At 51.0% G+C, this 16,889-nt stretch carries 11 protein-coding genes; 2 read left to right on the top strand and 9 right to left on the bottom strand.

Translation table 11 applies throughout. The features are described 5' to 3' along the window. Positions 1–18 precede the first annotated feature (18 nt). The 8 genes from ghxQ to mocA form a co-directional block, all read right to left on the bottom strand. On the bottom strand, positions 19–1,386 hold the full coding sequence (gene ghxQ / locus ACJHWR_RS17075) for a guanine/hypoxanthine transporter GhxQ (RefSeq protein WP_000012163.1): 1,368 nt from the start codon (positions 1,384–1,386) through the stop codon (positions 19–21). A gap of 35 nt (positions 1,387–1,421) precedes the next feature. Continuing rightward, positions 1,422–2,738: a guanine deaminase gene (gene guaD / locus ACJHWR_RS17070; RefSeq protein ID WP_001389470.1), complete on the bottom strand. Its 1,317-nt coding sequence runs from the start codon at positions 2,736–2,738 to the stop codon at positions 1,422–1,424. A 17-nt stretch (positions 2,739–2,755) separates the two neighbouring features. Further along, positions 2,756–4,156 carry a xanthine/proton symporter XanQ gene (xanQ, locus tag ACJHWR_RS17065; protein WP_001280200.1) on the bottom strand — a complete coding sequence of 467 codons (1,401 nt, stop codon included), beginning with the start codon at positions 4,154–4,156 and terminating at the stop codon, positions 2,756–2,758. Positions 4,157–4,320: 164 nt separating this feature from the next. Then, a complete protein-coding gene (locus ACJHWR_RS17060; protein WP_000583592.1) occupies positions 4,321–7,191 on the bottom strand; it encodes a molybdopterin-dependent oxidoreductase Mo/Fe-S-binding subunit in 2,871 nt (956 codons plus the stop codon). After that, positions 7,188–7,967: a molybdopterin-dependent oxidoreductase FAD-binding subunit gene (gene ygfM / locus ACJHWR_RS17055; protein WP_000572434.1), complete on the bottom strand. Its 780-nt coding sequence runs from the start codon at positions 7,965–7,967 to the stop codon at positions 7,188–7,190. The genes ACJHWR_RS17060 and ygfM overlap by 4 nt, the downstream gene beginning before the upstream one ends. 50 nt (positions 7,968–8,017) lie before the next feature. Continuing rightward, on the bottom strand, positions 8,018–9,346 hold the full coding sequence (ssnA, locus tag ACJHWR_RS17050; RefSeq protein ID WP_000906297.1) for a putative aminohydrolase SsnA: 1,329 nt from the start codon (positions 9,344–9,346) through the stop codon (positions 8,018–8,020). Positions 9,347–9,348: 2 nt separating this feature from the next. Next, complete coding sequence (gene ygfK, locus ACJHWR_RS17045; RefSeq protein WP_000502380.1) at positions 9,349–12,447, bottom strand: putative selenate reductase subunit YgfK; 3,099 nt, start codon at positions 12,445–12,447, stop codon at positions 9,349–9,351. Between the two features lie 321 nt (positions 12,448–12,768). Then, positions 12,769–13,347: a molybdenum cofactor cytidylyltransferase gene (gene mocA, locus ACJHWR_RS17040; RefSeq protein ID WP_001272842.1), complete on the bottom strand. Its 579-nt coding sequence runs from the start codon at positions 13,345–13,347 to the stop codon at positions 12,769–12,771. 102 nt (positions 13,348–13,449) lie between these two features. Between mocA and yqeC the strand changes: the two genes are divergently transcribed. After that, positions 13,450–14,220, top strand: a complete 771-nt coding sequence (yqeC, locus tag ACJHWR_RS17035) for a selenium cofactor biosynthesis protein YqeC (RefSeq protein WP_001389471.1) — start codon at positions 13,450–13,452, stop codon at positions 14,218–14,220. Between the two features lie 47 nt (positions 14,221–14,267). After that, positions 14,268–15,893 (top strand): selenium-dependent molybdenum cofactor biosynthesis protein YqeB, encoded by a 1,626-nt coding sequence (gene yqeB / locus ACJHWR_RS17030; RefSeq protein WP_001020377.1) that lies wholly within the window; start codon positions 14,268–14,270, stop codon positions 15,891–15,893. Between the two features lie 40 nt (positions 15,894–15,933). Here yqeB and arcC read toward each other — a convergent pair whose 3' ends face one another. After that, positions 15,934–16,866, bottom strand: a complete 933-nt coding sequence (gene arcC / locus ACJHWR_RS17025) for a carbamate kinase (protein ID WP_000037992.1) — start codon at positions 16,864–16,866, stop codon at positions 15,934–15,936. Positions 16,867–16,889 lie beyond the last annotated feature (23 nt).

Here is a 16,889-nt window from a genome sequence, read left to right as displayed (position 1 = left end):
AAAGGCGCGGAGAATCTATTAGATTGCCCAACCACCCGCGTAAAATGCGACCAGTGCGGCAGTAATGATCACCGTACCAATATTCAGCTTTTGCCATTCGCGTGCAAAGACGCGGCCTACGACCAGTGTCACAAAGCCCAGCATAATACCGGTAACGATATTACAAGTCAGAACGATGAACACGGCACACACCAGGCCAGCCATAGCGTCAATAAAATCATTGAAATCCAGCTTCGAGACGTTACTTAACATCAGCAAACCTACGTACATCAGAGCGGGTGCAGTGGCGTAACCAGGGATCAAAAATGACAGCGGTGATAAGAACAGAATCAGCAGGAATAACGCCCCCACTACGGTTGCGGTTAACCCTGTTTTACCCCCGGCGGCGGTTCCTGCCGCTGATTCGATATAAACCGCTGCGGGCGCTGCGCCCACCAGGCCGGAGAATATTGAACTTACTGAGTCACTGGTCAGGGCTTTGCCGCCGTTGATGATCTGGTTGTCTTTATCCAACAAATTCGCCTGACCGGCGACGGCACGGATGGTGCCAGTGGCGTCGAACACTGCGGTCATCACCAATGCCAGTACACTCGGAAGTACAGTTGGCTGGAGTGCGCCCATAATATCGAGGCTGAAAATCAGAGACTTACCATCTTCGCCAGTCAGGCTTGGCATCGCCACCAGACCGTGGTACTTCACCGCTGGGTCAAAGATTAAGCCGATGATCGAAATTGCAATAATCACCAACAAGATCCCGCCTGGTACGCGACACTTCTCCAGACCGAAGATGACCGCCAGCCCTAGTAAGCTCATCATCACCGGGAAGGAGGTAAACGCACCGAGCGCCACTGGCAAGCCTTCAATCGGGTTTTTGATAACCATTCCCACACCGTTAGCAGCAATCAGCAGCAGAAACAGCCCGATACCGATACCTGTACCGTGAGCGATCCCCATCGGTAAATTACGTAAGATCCAGGTACGCACACCGGTTACGGAAATGGCGGTGAAGATGACTCCCATCAGAAAGACCGCGCCCAGTGCGACAGGAACGCTAATTTGTTGCCCGAGTACCAGACTGAATGCGGTAAACGCCGTCAAGGAAATCGCGCAACCAATCGCCATTGGCAAATTGGCCCATAATCCCATCAGCAACGAGCCGAAGCCCGCGACCAGACAGGTGGCAACAAACACAGCTGCGGGAGGAAAACCTGCTTTGCCCAGCATTCCCGGAACGACGATAACGGAATAAACCATGGCCAGAAAGGTCGTTAAGCCAGCCAGTACTTCCTGACGAACGGTACTGCCACGAGCGGTAATTTTAAAATAATTATCCAGCGCGCCCTGTGGCTTTGGTGCGTCCGGTGTTTGTAGGATGTCTCCAGACATAATGATGTCCTCACGAGGATGTTAAAGTTTTATTATTAGTTGCGTTCGTACACCAGACGACCATCAACGTAGGTGCGGTAGATCGAACGGTCATCGCCCAACGTCATCATCACGAACAATTTGTCGACTAAAGAAACAGAGTTGTCATAGCGCAGCTGCTGTAGCGGAGTGGCGGTGGGTTCCATCACCACGAAATCAGCCTCTTTGCCAGGTAAAAAGTTGCCAATTAAATCGTCAAGGCCCAGAGATTTCGCTCCGCCGAGCGTGGCCAGGTAAAACGCTTCATATGCCGAGAGGCGATAGCCTTGTAATTGCAATACTTTGTAGGCTTCGTTCAGCGTTTGCAGCATGTTGAAAGTTGTTCCGGCACCGATATCCGTTCCCATGCCCACTTTAACTTTCTTCTGCCATGCTTTTTTCAAGTTGAATAAGCCGCTGCCGAGGTAAAGGTTGGAGGTCGGACAGAAAGCAATGCTGGATTTGGTTTCGCTGAGACGATCCCACTCTTTTTCTTCGAGATGGACGCAGTGAGCAAAGACACAGTTTTTACCGGTCAGGCCGTACTGATGGTAAACATCCAGATAGCCATCATGGTCAGGATAAAGTTCTTTCACCCAGGCAATTTCATCTTTGTTTTCACAGAGATGGGTATGTACCCACGTATCCGGATATTCTTCTTTCAGGCGTTTCGCCATCGCCATCTGTTCAGGAGATGAGGTAGGGGCGAAGCGTGGCGTAATCGCATACAACAGACGACCATTTTTGTGCCAGCGTTCGATCAGCTCTTTGCTTTGGTGATAGCTGCTTTCGGCAGTGTCGAGCAGATAATCCGGTGCGTTGCGGTCCATCATCACCTTACCGGCAATCATACGCATATTGATATGGCTGGCGGCTTCAAACAGCGCATCAACGGATTGCGGATGAACAGTGCCAAACACCAGAGCCGTGGTGGTTCCGTTACGTAAAAGCTGCTTGATGAAGAACGCCGACATTTCGCGGGCGTACTCTAAATCCTCATAACGACGTTCAGTAGGGAAGGTGTGTTTATTCAACCACTCCAGCAATTGTTCACCATAGGCCCCCACCATTTCACTTTGCGGATAATGGATATGTGTATCGACAAAGCCCGGTACTATCAGTTTGCCGCGATAGTCGCGCACGCGAATAGTGTCAGGAATTTGATGCTTTCCGTCTTCCCATTCGCCAAACCATTCCACTTTTCCCTGTTTAATGAGTAATAAACCATCCTCAATAAACCGCAGCGCAGAGGCAATCTCCTCTGGGTTATCGACTGTACGGGTGACATCAATAAAACTGCCTCGTACCGCTTTTAACGTGTGTTCTCCTGACATCATTGACTCCTTTACTGTTAATCCATCTCTTCCGCTGAGGTAATACCAGGCAGAACGTTTTCCTGTCGGTAGCCACCAGGGAGGATAATATTTAATAAAATCGCAGTTAACCCGCCAGCACAAATAGGGTTTTCAACTAGTACATAAATAGAGGCTGGCAATATTTTAAAAATTTCGGGATCGTAGGAGACGCCAAGCCCTAAACCTAAAGAAGTGGCGACAATAAGTGTTTCTCGGCGCTTTAAACCGTTGGTGATGATGATGCGAATCCCTGCGATGGCAATCATGGAAAACATCAACGTCATTGCGCCTCCCAGAACTGCCGAGGGAATGGTCGTGAAGAAGCCGCCAATCATCGGAAATAAGCCGAGGATAACCAGCATTACCGCGATGGTTCGCCCGACATAACGTGAAGCGACGCCAGTCATCTGAATAACCCCATTATTTTGCGCAAACGTGGTTAAGGGTAATGATCCGACAGCGGAGGCGATAACAGAAACCAGACCGTCTGCCAGCACGCCGCCTTTCAGTCGGGACTGATACTCTTCCCCCTGAATGGGGCGGCGGGAAACCATTGCCGTGGCGGTGATATCGCCGACAGCTTCCAGCACGCTAAGCAGATAAATCGTGCCAACCACCAGGAACTGATGGAAGCTAAAACTAAAGCCGTATTTGAACGGATGTGGGATGGTGATTAACGGCAAATTGCGCATACTGCTGAAATCCACCATGCCCAGGCATAACGATGCGATATAGCCGACACATAGCCCAATGGCGATCCCTCCCATGCGTAGCAACGGACTGCTACAGCAGTTAAAGCCGATCACCACAATCAAAACCAATAAACCAACGCCGAGATGTTCGTAATTGCCGAATGTACCGCTGCTTTTGGCTGCAAATCCTCCACCAAAATCGATAATGCCGACTTTAATCAGGCTTAAGCCGATCATCAGCACCACAATGCCGCTGACGGTAGGCGTAATAACCCGACGTAAATAGGGCAGGATAAAAGAAGAGCCGACAACCAGAAATGCGCCAACGAAGGAGACGCCGAGGAGCGACGACATGATTAACTCTTCGTGAAAACCGTCGCTTTTCATGCTGCTGCCCAGCGCAATCATGACCGTAACAAATGAAAAATTGACTGACTGAATTGAGAGTAGGCCAGAACCGACGATGCCATAGCGGTTTACTTGTAACCAGGTACCAATACCAGAGGCGATCATCGCCATTGAAACAAGATAGGCAGTTGTTTCAGCGGAAAGCTGTAAGGCCGCACCCACGATTAACGCGGGGGTTACCATCGGAACGAAAATTGCCAACAGATGGGTAATGGCACCAACGAGAGCCTGATGAAAGGGAGGGCGATCCTCCAGTTCAAATATAAGGTCAGAACCTGCATGGTTTATATCAGACATCCCTTCACTCCTTTTAAAGTAAATTTGATCATCTGAATCAGTAAAATAAATTCCCACGAATTTGGGGCGCAGGACGCCTTGAGAACGGCTTATCTCATTTTCGCAGTCACTATTTGGTCGTCGTTCAAACAGAGAAACAGGCCGCCGAAGCGGCCATTTATTACTTATATTTTTTCCAGCGCGGTGAGTATTTTCTCCGGTGTGAAATGCCATTCGCGTAACCAGATGCCGCAGGCATCGTGAATTGCGGTAGCAATCGCCGGAGCTGCGCCATTTACACCGATTTCCGAGATCGATTTCGCCCCGAACGGGCCGACTTTATCGTCGCTCGGCACCAGCACTGCGCGGAAATCACGCGGAATGTCACCAATTTTCGGTGCACCGTAACTGCGTAAATCACGCGTTAACGGGTGACCTTCGGCGTCATAAATGATCTCTTCGCTCATACTGTGGCCGATAGCTCGCAGGGTAGCACCGTAGATTTGTCCCAATGCTAATTCCGGGTTGACCGGTGTACCGCAGTCCAGCAAGGCGTAGAATTTATCCAGGCGGATTTCACCCGTACGCGCGTTGACGGCAACTTCAGCGAAGTTTGCGCCATACGGGAAGGCGAAATCAGGCGTGATATAACTGCCAGTTCCCACCAGTGAACCAAAGCCGGTGCCGGTTTCGCCTTTATGGGCAATATCCCCGAAACTAACTTCGCCTTTCTTGCCGCGCACGACGCCCGGCGTTGCTAGTTGGACATCTGCCACTGGCTCACCCAACATTTGTGCACCGTGGAACAGAATTTTCTCCCGCAGATTTTCTGCTGCCAAACGCGCCGCGTTACCCGAGAAGCAAGTACCGGACGAGGCATATGCGCCTTTATCAAACAACGCATGATCGGTATCACCGGAGATAACATGCACGTCCTGCGGTGGGCAGTGCAGCACTTCTGCTGCCAGTTTCGTCACCACAGTATCCAAACCAGTACCAATATCCGCACCGCCAGAATGAACGATAAAGGTGCCGTCCGATTCCAGTTTGATCATGCAGTTAGCCTGATCGATATCTGGGATACCCGATTTCTGCATGATAATGGCGACGCCGCGACCGATGTGCCAGTCACCATTTTGCGGTTTCGGTGACGACCAGTGGATCATCTCGCGACCCTGACGCAGGATCTCTTCCAGTGCGCAGCTGGCGGCGGAAGGAACGGAGGTCGGCGCTTTACCTTCACCGATTGCACCGAGAATTTTCAGCTCTTGCCCTTCGTGTACACGGTTACGTTCGATAATTTCCAGCTGGTCGATCTGTAACTGTTCAGCCAGTTCCGCTAATGCCATGGTGATAGCGAAGTTACCTTTCGGCGCGCCATAACCCTGATAAGCACCATTTGGGCAAATGTTGCTGTAGTAGGTGGTGACCTGGAAATCGACGTTATCACACGGATATAACGGCAGCGACAGCGCCGGTCCGTTACACGGTACGGTGAGTGAGTGGTTGCCGTAAGGGCCCGTGTTGGCGCGGAAATCCATCTTCACTGCCGTCAGGCGACCATCTTTTTTCGCGCCCAGTTTGACGGTGACTTTCGCGACGTGGCGAGAGGTGTTAGCAATAAACTCTTCTTCACGGGTGTAGCGGAACAGTACCGGACGTCCGGTCACGCAGGTTGCCCAGGCGCACACTTCTTCCAGCAGGATGTCTTGTTTGGAACCAAAACCGCCGCCAACTCGCTCTTTAATGACATGAACTTTATGCTGTTTCATGCCCACGAGGCGCGCGACCTGGCGGCGTAAGTGCCATGGTACCTGGGTGGAGGCGTGGATCACCAGACGATCGCCGTCCATACGGGTAAAGCAGATATGTGTTTCAGTCGGGCACTGCTGTGCCTGCGTTGAGTTATAGGTTCGCTCAATGATCACATCGGCATCGGCAAAGCCTTTGTCCATATCGCCAATATGACCATGAATACTGGCGGCGATATTTTTACGGGGGCGAGAACCGATCGGGAAGTTGATGATCATATGTTCGCCGCGCTGGGCTGCATGGCTGTTATCGTCTTCCAGAGTATCTGGCGCACCAGCAACATACACCACCGGTTCATCGTGCACGACAGGCGCATCTTCCGCCATTGCTTCGTCGATCGACATTACAGGTTTAAGCACTTCATATTCAACGTCGATGAGCTTCAGTGCTTCGAGCGCAATTTCTTCACTTTCAGCGACGACCGCAGCAACGCGATCGCCGACGTGACGCATTTTCTTGCCGAACATACGGCGGTCAAGCGGTGACGGTTCCGGTGCGCTCTGACCGCCCGGGGTATAGTAGATATCCGGGCAATTCAGGTGAGTAATAACGTGAACAACGCCCGGTAAGGCTTCAGCTTTGCTGACATCCAGATGAGTAATCAGTGCGTGAGCGTGTGGGCTACGTAACATTTTAATGACGCAGGCGTCAGCCGTTACGCGGTCTTCAACATAGCAGGGTTTCGCCTGCACCATTTTCGCGGCATCAGTTTTAGGATAATGCTTACCAATGACTTCAAGGTCATCGCGGAAAGTTGGAGCGATATCAATGGTGGCCTGCGGATTATTTTTACGTGCAACCGCCAGTTCAATGACCTGATAGTATTGTTGCCAGCCTGCATCGCGGCTGAACAAACCAGAAAGCGCGTCGTCGATCTCTTCGCGGGTCGGTGTGGCAATGCGATCGAGAAGATCGGTGATAATCAGAGCCGCAGCTGGATCGTTATAACCAGACTGCACCACGCCAACATCAACCATTGCCTGTTGAACCAGACTTAACTCGTTCCATTTGCCCAGAGACTCTGCGGTACGAATATCTGCCTTCTCTAACTGTGCGGCGATAAGCAAGGACGCGTTAACGATATTACCGTTACAGATAATTGCGTCAGAACCGGCAAACCCGAATCCATCATCGCTGTTGCGTACAGAGTGCATTCCCATGTTAAACAACAGCTTTTGCACGTTTTCGCCTGGATTAACGGTTAGCTCCTGAGGCGCGCCATTTAAAGTAAAGTGGATGATCATACGGCTTCCTCCCCAGCCTGTTGGCAGTCGGCATAAAGGTCGGCTACCAGAACTCCCGTGATATAGCGTTTATAGGCCACGCTGCCCCGCAAATCTTCCTGCGGGAAAATGGCGTTGGCGACAGCCTGTTCAAGTGCATTGCCTTCCAGATTTTGTTTTTCAACATCGTGCAGACGCAGGGCTTTACTGGCGACGCCATCCAGCGCAATTCGCATACCGTCGTGGTCTGTCATTGCAACGGCTGCCGTCACGACGGTTAAACCTGCCTGAGAACGGCTAATTTTGCGGGTCGCACAGGTGCGATACGGATCTTTAATGATAATTTCGGTTAGCAGGCGATCGCATGGGCAGGCCAGGTACTCTTCGATTGACAGTGTTTCGCCATTGCCAAAAACCAGTTCAGCATCCAGTGCCAGCAGGACGGGAAGCAGCACAGACTCTTCCTGCCGGGCGGCGATTTCACCACCAATGGTCGACTGATTACGAACATGGCGAGAGTAGACAAAGCCGAGGGCTTCACGCAGTGCTGCAGGAATAAATCGCGCATCACGCAGTGGCTGCAAGCGAGACATTGCGCCAATCCGCAGTGCACCGTTATCCCAGTCAACCCAGTCCAGTTCCAGATCCTGTAAGGAAATGGCAATCTTTTTATCGGTACGGGTTGGTGTAGCGTTGAGTTTGCTGCCCCCGGCGAACCAGACGGCTTCATCCTTGTAGCGGCGCTTCAGTTCCAGCGCCTGTTCGACAGAGTCGGGCCTGAAAAATTGTTCAATCATCTTCTTTCCTTATTTAACCCTCTTCCCTACGGGAAGAGGGTATTTGTCATTTATGCCAGCGCATCCATCCGACGCCACATACTGGCAGCGGCTTTTCTGGCTTGCGCATAAATGGAATCGCAATCGAAGTTAAACTGACGGTCTTCATAGACCATCACGCCATTGACCATCACGCTATGAACGCTGCCTGAGCCCATACCGAAAGCGATATGCCCGGCGATATTGTCTGCCAGCAGCGGTGTCGGCGAGTTGTAATCGCAAATGGTTAAATCGGCTTTGTAACCGGCTTCCAGAAGGCCAAATTTCGCGCCAAAGTTGCGGCTCATCAGTTCGTTGCCGTTAGCCAGTGCTTTGGCAAAACTGTCAGGCCACAGCGGACCACCCGCATCGCGATGTTTAAAGAAGGCAAATTTCATCTCTTCAAACATGTCCGAACCAATGCCGTCAGTTCCCAACGCCAGATTGCGGATGTCGCTAAGGTGATGGTTGTAGCCGACATGGTTGTTCATGTTTGAACGGGCGTTATGCACCAGGAACGCATCGCGCTGATTGAGTAGGGCGATGTCATCTTTCGACAAGTACAGCCCATGAGCGACCAGCGTTTTGCTGTCGATGAGATCGAATTGCGCCAGTCGTGCCAGCAGGTCTTTGCCGTACCAGTGGTGACTGTAGGAAACGTCATAAAGGTCTTCCGCAGCGTGAATGTGCAAACCACGACCTGTGGCTTTCACGGCTTCACGCAGCATCTCCAGACCGGCATCCGGCACGGTAAACGGCGCGTGAGCGCCGATATGTGCTTCCACCAGATACGGTTCGGTTGCTGCTTTCTTCGCCTCATCAATCTGACGGGCGAAGCGGATGTTTTCTTCTACACCTTCCTGCAACTCTTTGATACCGTTGTTACGGTCAGTAGTTTCAAAACAGGTCATCGCGCGCAGGCCAACTTTTAAAAATGCGTTGCGCAATGTGGAGAGCGACCCGTCGATATACGCCGGAGAGGCATGGTGATCGATAACCGATGTACATCCGCCCTTAATCGCTTCCAGGGAACAAATCAGTCCGCTGTAATAGAGCGACTCTTCATCAAGGGTGCGATCGAGTCGCCACCAGAGATTTTTCAGCGTTGAGATGAAATCCGGGCAGGGGGCGATGTTTGCCATAATTCCGCGGGACAGCCCCGAGTAAAAATGGTTGTGCGAGCAGACAATTCCTGGCATCACAATCCGACCATGCATCTCTTTGTAGCTGGCATCGGGGTAGCGTTGCGTCAGGGCATCGCCGATAGCGACAATCACATCATTTTCGATGGCGATATCAACGCCTTCCTGCACTTTCGCCGGGTGTAACTGCACTGCGGTGACATTCTTCAGAATCAACATGATTACACCTCCACGCGGCCCAGCAGATAATGATGATGCTGGTGGACATGGCTAATAATGCGGCACATATCGTTCAGCTCCGGTGGTACGTTGTTGAACTGACCTTCGCTGTCGATGTTTAACACCCAGCTTTGGTTATTCAGACGTACTCGTACCCGGCAATCTTCCACAAGGAAGCCAGGGTTGCTGCTGTTATCAAAGTCTTGCGACAGGCTGAAGACGGTGATTTTGTCTTTGTACGGTTTACCGTTCCACGGGCAGAACTGAGCGCAGTTGCCGCATTCGTTACAGTAAGCGTCGAGGTGCAGCGTCTGGAAACGGTTCTGGAAGCCAGGGACCGCAATGGATACGTTGGCGCGGTTCGGGCAGACATCCACACACTTGCTGCAAACGTAGTTACATTCAAGGCAGCGTGCGGCTTCCTGGGCGACAAACGCGTCACGATCGTCGCTATCCACCAGGGTGATAGAGATATCGCCTTTGCGTTGATAGATTTCCGCCGGATTGACGTTGTTCCAGTATTTATCGTTCTGGTGGGAACGGATGTTTTCCCGACTAAGGATGGCATCGGTCGCCCGACGCGCGGTTCCGACAGCAGCGACAATGGAGGATGGTCCGCGCTGTACGTCGCCGATCATAAAGACGTCAGTCAGACGAGTTTCGCCATTATGGTCGACGTCTGGCCAGCCGTTTTTGTCCAGCGGCACGCCCATCGCATTCAGGGCTTCAGTATCCTGCTGTTCACCAATGGCGGTGATCAGGCTGTCTACATGCAGTGTTACTGTTTCGTTGGTTTCAACCGGACGGCGACGACCTTTCTCATCAGGTTCGCCAAGCGACATAACGCGCAAGGTTAAGGTGCCATCAGCATCGAAACGTTCCGGATTATTCAGGAAACGGAACTCCACACCGTCGTGCAACGCTTCTTCATACTCTTCGCGCCATGCTGGCATCTCTTGCAGTGAACGACGGTAAACGACCGTTGCTTTTTCTACGCCTGGAACGCGTAACGCCGCACGAGCGCAGTCCATTGCCGTGTTACCCGCCCCGACAACGACCACATGTTTGCCCAGCTTGAGCGCTGTGCCCTTGTTGTATTCACGCAGGAAGGGGAGTGATTTCCAGACATTTTGGTTGTCGCCCGCCAGTTTCACACCGCTATTTTTATCAGTGCCGGTGGCAATCAGAACATAGTGGAAGCCCTGATTTTTTAACTGTTCAACGGTCAAATCGGGTGAGCAGCCATACTCAAATTTCACGCCGTGAGCGGCAACAAAATCGATATCGTGCTGAATTAACTCTGCAGGAATACGGAACTGAGGAATGATATTTTTCACCACGCCGCCCGCATTGGCTTCGCGTTCAAACAGCGTAACCGGATGGCCCGCTCTGGCAAGGAAGTAACCTGCTGCCAGACCCGCCGGACCTGCACCAATCACGGCAACCGGATGGCGTGAACCAGAACCGGCTGGTTTGTGCCAGCGTTGCTTATATTCATCCCAACCTTTTTCCAGCGCGACTTTTTTCAGTTCGCGGATATTCAGCGCACTGTCGTAATCCAGGCGGGTACAGTTGTATTGGCACTGGTGATCGCAAATATGACCGGTAATGGCGGGCAGGGCGTTGCGTTGGTAGATGAGTTCCAGTGCGTCGGCATAGCGGTGTTCGCCAAGCAGACGGATGTATTCCGGAATATCCTGTTTAATGGCGCAAGCAGTAACGCACGGTGCAACGTAGCAGTCGGTCAGCGGCAGGTCTTCTGCCACTTCAATACGCTCTTCTGGCTTCCAGTGTTTCTGAGTGTATTCCATGGTTAACGCGTCTGCTGCCAGTTTGTTCAGGCGTTCGACGTCAACATGGTCAAGCCCCCAGGCGTCGGAGCCTTCCAGCTCGCGCATGCAGGCACTTAAGCGCAGATAGCCGCCAGGTTTCAGCAGGTCGGTTGCCATAGTAATAGGGCGAATACCAGTATCAAAAATATCGCGGATAGTCAGCTGACTGGCACCACCGGAATAAGAAATGGGCAGTTTGCCGTCAAAGGCGCGAGAGAGAACTGCTGCAACATTGATGGAGAGCGGGAACAGCGCACGGCCTGACATATACATCTCTTCACCAGGCAGTGCGCCTTTATTGTTGATGGTGCCGAGAGTGTTAGTCAGTTTTACGCCAAAGCCGAGTGATTTTTCTTTTGCCAGTACCATCAGGCGTTCCAGCATTTCCAGCGCTTGCGTCAGCTTGAGGTCGTGATCAAATGACTCTTCTTTTAAGCCTATGTAACCGAAACCGCAGACATCGAGGATCTCACGAACACGCGCGTACCCCAGTAAGGTCGGGTTGAGTTTCACAAAGGTATTGAGCCCTTTTTCTTCCAGCATGTAGCGGCAAATGGCTTCGATTTCATGCGGAGGACAGCCGTGCATGGTGGAGAGGGTAACGCCTTCTACCATGCTGGTGGGGATGCGTGCCGGTAAGGCCTGCAGGCATTCGCGTTTTTCCTGCAATCCGTGGCGGGCTAAAAATGCGTCATCCTGGAGTAATTTATTCAGCGTATCGCGATATTGAGCGAATTTCGGATGGTCAGATGCATCCATCATATTGTCGATGAACTGTTGCATCGGCGGTTGCTTAATACCTTCGAGGTTATAACCGACGCTCATATTAAAGATGAACGATTTACCGGAATCAGAAGGCTGGAACATCGCTTCGAGAAGGTGCAGGGCAAACCAGGCTTTGAGGTATTCATCCCAGGCTTTAAGCAGGGTAAATTCGGTAGACCATTCGGTGTTAAAGCACTCGTCTTCGGCATCGATACAGGGCTTTTCCAGCTCCAGACGGTCAAGAATTTGGACGGTTTTTAGTTCGATGAAGCGCCCGCCAGTCAGCCAGGAAGTGACAATATTTTGCGCGAGCTGCGTGTGCGGGCCAGCGGCAGGGCCGACGGGAGTGGCACAGGTTTCACCGAAGACGCTAACAGTTTTACCTTTTACGGGTGAGTAAAACTGTTGCTCGGGAATACCAAAGATTGAGCGTTGTTGTTGGTATTCATCAAATATGCGCGTCAAAAGTTCCTCAAACGGAATGGGACGCATAATATCCCCCATAACCCTCTCCTTAGCTTATACAGATATCATTGAGTGACCGGTGTTGAGAAATCCGGTGGTTTAGGGGGATAGAGCAACAATCGCACCACTCTTGCCAGGTTTGGCGGGAAATATAAAAAAATGTGAGGCGGCTCGAAACTTAGGAGCTTTTTGTGAATGAACTCACAGGTGCCAAATGAGAATTAAAATCACTCCTGAAAATTATTATTGCCAGCCCATTTATCACTTTTTCTCTTTTCTCAAAATCAGTGATTCCTTATCATTATGATAAAGAGTGCTGGAGGGATTAAATATTTGAACGCAATCGTTTAACTACATTTTCTAAATTTTAGTATACCTTTTTTGCGCTGTAATAAAGTCGTCCGGAGTATCAATATCTAAAATTATTTCTGCATTTTCTATTTCGACGGAATAATGATCTCCCATAAGGAGTGCCTGACGCATATTGGTGATATTGGGACGCTGGATTGCCTGCATCAGGCATGGCTTTGACACTAAAATCGGATGGCCGGGAATGCCATTATGGAGTGGCAGTATTGCGCCATCATTTCGTAACGACCAGATTTTTCTAAAAATATCGATGGTGAGGGTAGGCATGTCACCGTGGGTGAGAAAACAATATTCTGTTTTTACCGCGGGTACTGCGGCCTTTACTGATGTTAGTAAACCCTGCGCATAATCTGGGTTGTGGATAATAGTGATATTGCTCTGGTTCGCATAACGCTCGTGCAGTTCATTACCACGATAGCCGGTGACTAAAATAATTCGGCTACAAAACTGCAACGCATTTTTGATACTTGTATCAAGAATTGTTCCCTGTTGCCAGGGTAACATCATTTTCCATTGCCCCATTCTTGATGATAATCCGGCAGCGGTAATTATACAGTCGATGGCTGACATAGTGGTTCCATTATTTATAGGGGCTAATAACGCCTGATAATTGCGTTACTTCCTGATGGATTAAGTTGGGGATAATTTATCCCAGAGAGGTCATAAAGACTCGTGAAAAGTATAGTTGACCCATCGGCATTATTCATTGATTTAGGCGCGCAGAAACGTCCCACTGTGATTTCTGTTGTTGGGGCTGGGGGGAAAACCAGCTTGCTTTTTTGGCTGGCAGAACTGCTCCAGGCTAGCGGCAGGCGTGTGTTAATCACTACGACGACACATATGTTTATGCCAACGTCTCACTGGCCCGTGGTTTTCTGTCGTGATCCCGCCATGCTTCCTCATGCGTCTCTTACATCCCCCATTTCATTTTGTTTTCACAGCTGGAAAGCGAACCAGGGAAAAGTGCAGGGATTTACGCCAGAAGCGATTGATGCACTGGTGCAACGACCAGAGTGTGACGTAATTCTCATTGAGGCAGATGGCTCGCGTGGAATGACGTTAAAAGCGCCTGATGAGCACGAACCTTGCATACCCAAAAGCAGTTGCTGCGTGATTGCTGTGATGGGAGGACATATTTTGGGCGCGAAAGTGAGCACAGAAAATGTCCATCGCTGGTCGCAGTTTGCTGATATTACCGGGTTAACACCTGATGCAACCTTGCAACTGAGCGATCTCGTTGCGCTGGTTCGCCACCCTCAGGGCGCATTTAAAAACGTACCGCAAGGTTGTCGGCGAGTCTGGTTCATTAACCGTTTTTCTCAATGTGAGAATGCGATTGCACAAAGCGAGCTCCTTCAACCGCTGCAACAACACGACGTAGAGGCAATCTGGCTGGGCGATATACAAGAACATCCTGCAATCGCGCGCAGATTTGTGAATTAGCGGCCCGGGTATTCCGGGTTACTGAAAGGATATCCATTGAGGTTGGTATGAATATTTTCACAGAGGCTGCAAAACTCGAAGAGCAAAATTGTCCGTTTGCGATGGCGCAAATTGTTGATAGCCGAGGCTCGACTCCCCGCCATTCTGCACAAATGTTAGTGCGCGCCGATGGCTCTATCGTCGGTACAATTGGTGGCGGAATGGTTGAGCGGAAGGTGATTGAAGAGTCGCTTCAGGCATTGCAGGAACGTAAGCCGCGATTATTCCATGGACGTATGGCTCGTAACGGTGCGGATGCTGTCGGGTCAGATTGTGGAGGTGCAATGTCCGTATTTATCAGCGTCCATGGTATGCGTCCACGTCTGGTGTTGATTGGCGCGGGGCATGTCAACCGGGCGATAGCCCAGAGTGCGGCGCTATTAGGATTTGATATTGCCGTTGCCGATATTTATCGCGAAAGCCTCAATCCTGAATTATTCCCACCATCAACCACGCTTCTCCATGCTGAGTCGTTTGGTGCGGCAGTGGAAGCACTGGATATTCGCCCTGATAATTTTGTCCTGATTGCCACGAATAATCAGGATCGTGAAGCCCTCGACAAACTCATTGAACAGCCCATTGCATGGCTGGGGTTGCTGGCAAGTCGCCGCAAGGTTCAGCTTTTCCTGCGTCAATTGCGTGAGAAAGGCGTGGCTGAAGAACATATTGCCCGTTTACATGCGCCCGTTGGTTACAACATAGGTGCGGAAACGCCGCAGGAGATCGCCATCAGCGTGCTGGCAGAAATATTACAGGTGAAAAATAACGCGCCGGGTGGGCTGATGATGAAACCTTCTCATCCTTCCGGACACCAGCTGGTGGTGATTCGCGGTGCGGGGGATATCGCCAGTGGTGTGGCGCTACGTCTGTATCATGCGGGTTTTAAAGTGATCATGCTGGAAGTGGAAAAACCGACAGTGATTCGTTGTACCGTGGCGTTTGCCCAGGCCGTGTTCGATGGCGAAATGACGGTCGAAGGCGTCACTGCCCGCCTGGCAACCAGCTCTGCGGAAGCGATGAAACTTACCGAACGCGGATTCATCCCTGTGATGGTAGATCCCGCCTGTTCATTGCTTGATGAACTGAAACCGCTTTGCGTGGTGGACGCTATTCTGGCGAAACAGAATTTGGGGACGCGGGCAGATATGGCACCAGTAACAATCGCGCTTGGGCCGGGCTTTATTGCAGGGAAGGATTGTCATGCGGTAATTGAAACAAATCGCGGGCACTGGCTCGGTCAGGTGATTTACTCTGGTTGTGCGCAGGAGAATACCGGTGTTCCTGGCAATATTATGGGGCATACCACCCGACGGGTGATCCGTGCTCCTGCTGCAGGCATTATGCGATCCAACGTGAAATTAGGCGATCTGGTGAAAGAGGGCGATGTGATTGCCTGGATTGGTGAGCATGAAATTAAAGCACCGTTGACGGGGATGGTGCGTGGCTTGTTGAACGACGGACTAGCAGTGGTCGGTGGTTTTAAAATTGGTGATATCGATCCTCGTGGTGAAACGGCTGATTTCACCAGCGTTTCTGATAAAGCCCGGGCAATTGGCGGCGGCGTACTTGAGGCGTTAATGATGTTGATGCATCAGGGCGTGAAAGCGACAAAAGAAGTGCTGGAAGTGGCTTAAATGAAAATGGCCGGATGGTATTACCCACCCGGCCTTTTAATTACTGACAAATCACCGTTCCGGTTTTGCCTTCAATCCCTTCTTTCGCTTTGCTCAATACGGTAATCAGTGCTTCACGACCTGCGCGAGAGCGAGCAAACGAGGCGGCAGCTTCCACTTTAGGCAGCATAGAACCTTTCGCAAAATGACCTTCTTCGATAAAGCGTTCAGCATCACTTAATGACAGGCGATCGAGCCACTGTTCATTCTCTTTACCGAAGTTAATGGCCACTTTTTCTACCGCAGTCAGAATGATCAGCATATCGGCATCAATCATTTCTGCTAAACGGGCGCTGGCCCAGTCTTTATCGATAACCGCACTGGCACCACGCAGGTGGTTACCTTCACGAATAACAGGGATACCACCACCGCCAACGGTGATCACCACCTGGCCTGCATCTACCAACGCTTTAACCGTTTCTTTTTCAATGATATCAACCGGTTTTGGCGAGGCAACAACACGGCGATAGCCGCGACCAGCATCTTCTTTCAGAGTGTAACCCTGTTTTGTCAGTTGCTCTGCTTCTTGCTCGGTAAAGAACGAACCGATCGGTTTGGTCGGGTTGAGGAATGCCGGGTCGTTAGCATCGACTTCGACCTGGGTAACCAGCGTTGCTACAGGTTTATTAATGCCACGAGAAAGCAGTTCTTCTCTTAATGCGTTTTGTAGATCGTAACCAATATAACCCTGGCTTAAGGCAACACAGACAGACATCGGCAGCATTGGCGAGTGCGCTTCAGTTTTTGCGGCAGCTTCAAAGGCCTGGTTAATCATGCCCACCTGTGGCCCGTTACCGTGAGTGACGATGACCTCATGTCCCTGGGCAATTAAATCAACAATTGCCTGAGAAGTAATTTTTACCGCTTTCATTTGCCCGGCCAGATCGTCGCCCAGCGCATTCCCGCCCAGGGCGAGAACAATTTTCTTACTCATTTTTCCTCACTCATCATTCTTGA

The organism is Escherichia sp. WS568, from assembly GCF_046486085.1.
Lineage (GTDB): Bacteria > Pseudomonadota > Gammaproteobacteria > Enterobacterales > Enterobacteriaceae > Escherichia > Escherichia coli.
Note: the sequence above shows the minus strand (reverse complement) of the source record. Positions and strands in the feature narration are given on the sequence as shown.

Excerpts from the sequence above, each read along its gene's own strand:
- ygfM (WP_000572434.1), bottom strand. The coding sequence starts at position 7,967 with ATGATTGAACAATTTTTCAGGCCCGACTCTGTCGAACAGGCGCTGGAA.
- ssnA (WP_000906297.1), bottom strand. The coding sequence starts at position 9,346 with ATGTTGATTCTGAAGAATGTCACCGCAGTGCAGTTACACCCGGCGAAA.
- arcC (WP_000037992.1), bottom strand. The coding sequence starts at position 16,866 with ATGAGTAAGAAAATTGTTCTCGCCCTGGGCGGGAATGCGCTGGGCGAC.
- mocA (WP_001272842.1), bottom strand. The coding sequence starts at position 13,347 with ATGTCAGCCATCGACTGTATAATTACCGCTGCCGGATTATCATCAAGA.
- guaD (WP_001389470.1), bottom strand. The coding sequence starts at position 2,738 with ATGTCAGGAGAACACACGTTAAAAGCGGTACGAGGCAGTTTTATTGAT.
- ygfK (WP_000502380.1), bottom strand. The coding sequence starts at position 12,447 with ATGGGGGATATTATGCGTCCCATTCCGTTTGAGGAACTTTTGACGCGC.
- ghxQ (WP_000012163.1), bottom strand. The coding sequence starts at position 1,386 with ATGTCTGGAGACATCCTACAAACACCGGACGCACCAAAGCCACAGGGC.
- xanQ (WP_001280200.1), bottom strand. The coding sequence starts at position 4,156 with ATGTCTGATATAAACCATGCAGGTTCTGACCTTATATTTGAACTGGAG.
- ACJHWR_RS17060 (WP_000583592.1), bottom strand. The coding sequence starts at position 7,191 with ATGATCATCCACTTTACTTTAAATGGCGCGCCTCAGGAGCTAACCGTT.
- yqeB (WP_001020377.1), top strand. The coding sequence starts at position 14,268 with ATGAATATTTTCACAGAGGCTGCAAAACTCGAAGAGCAAAATTGTCCG.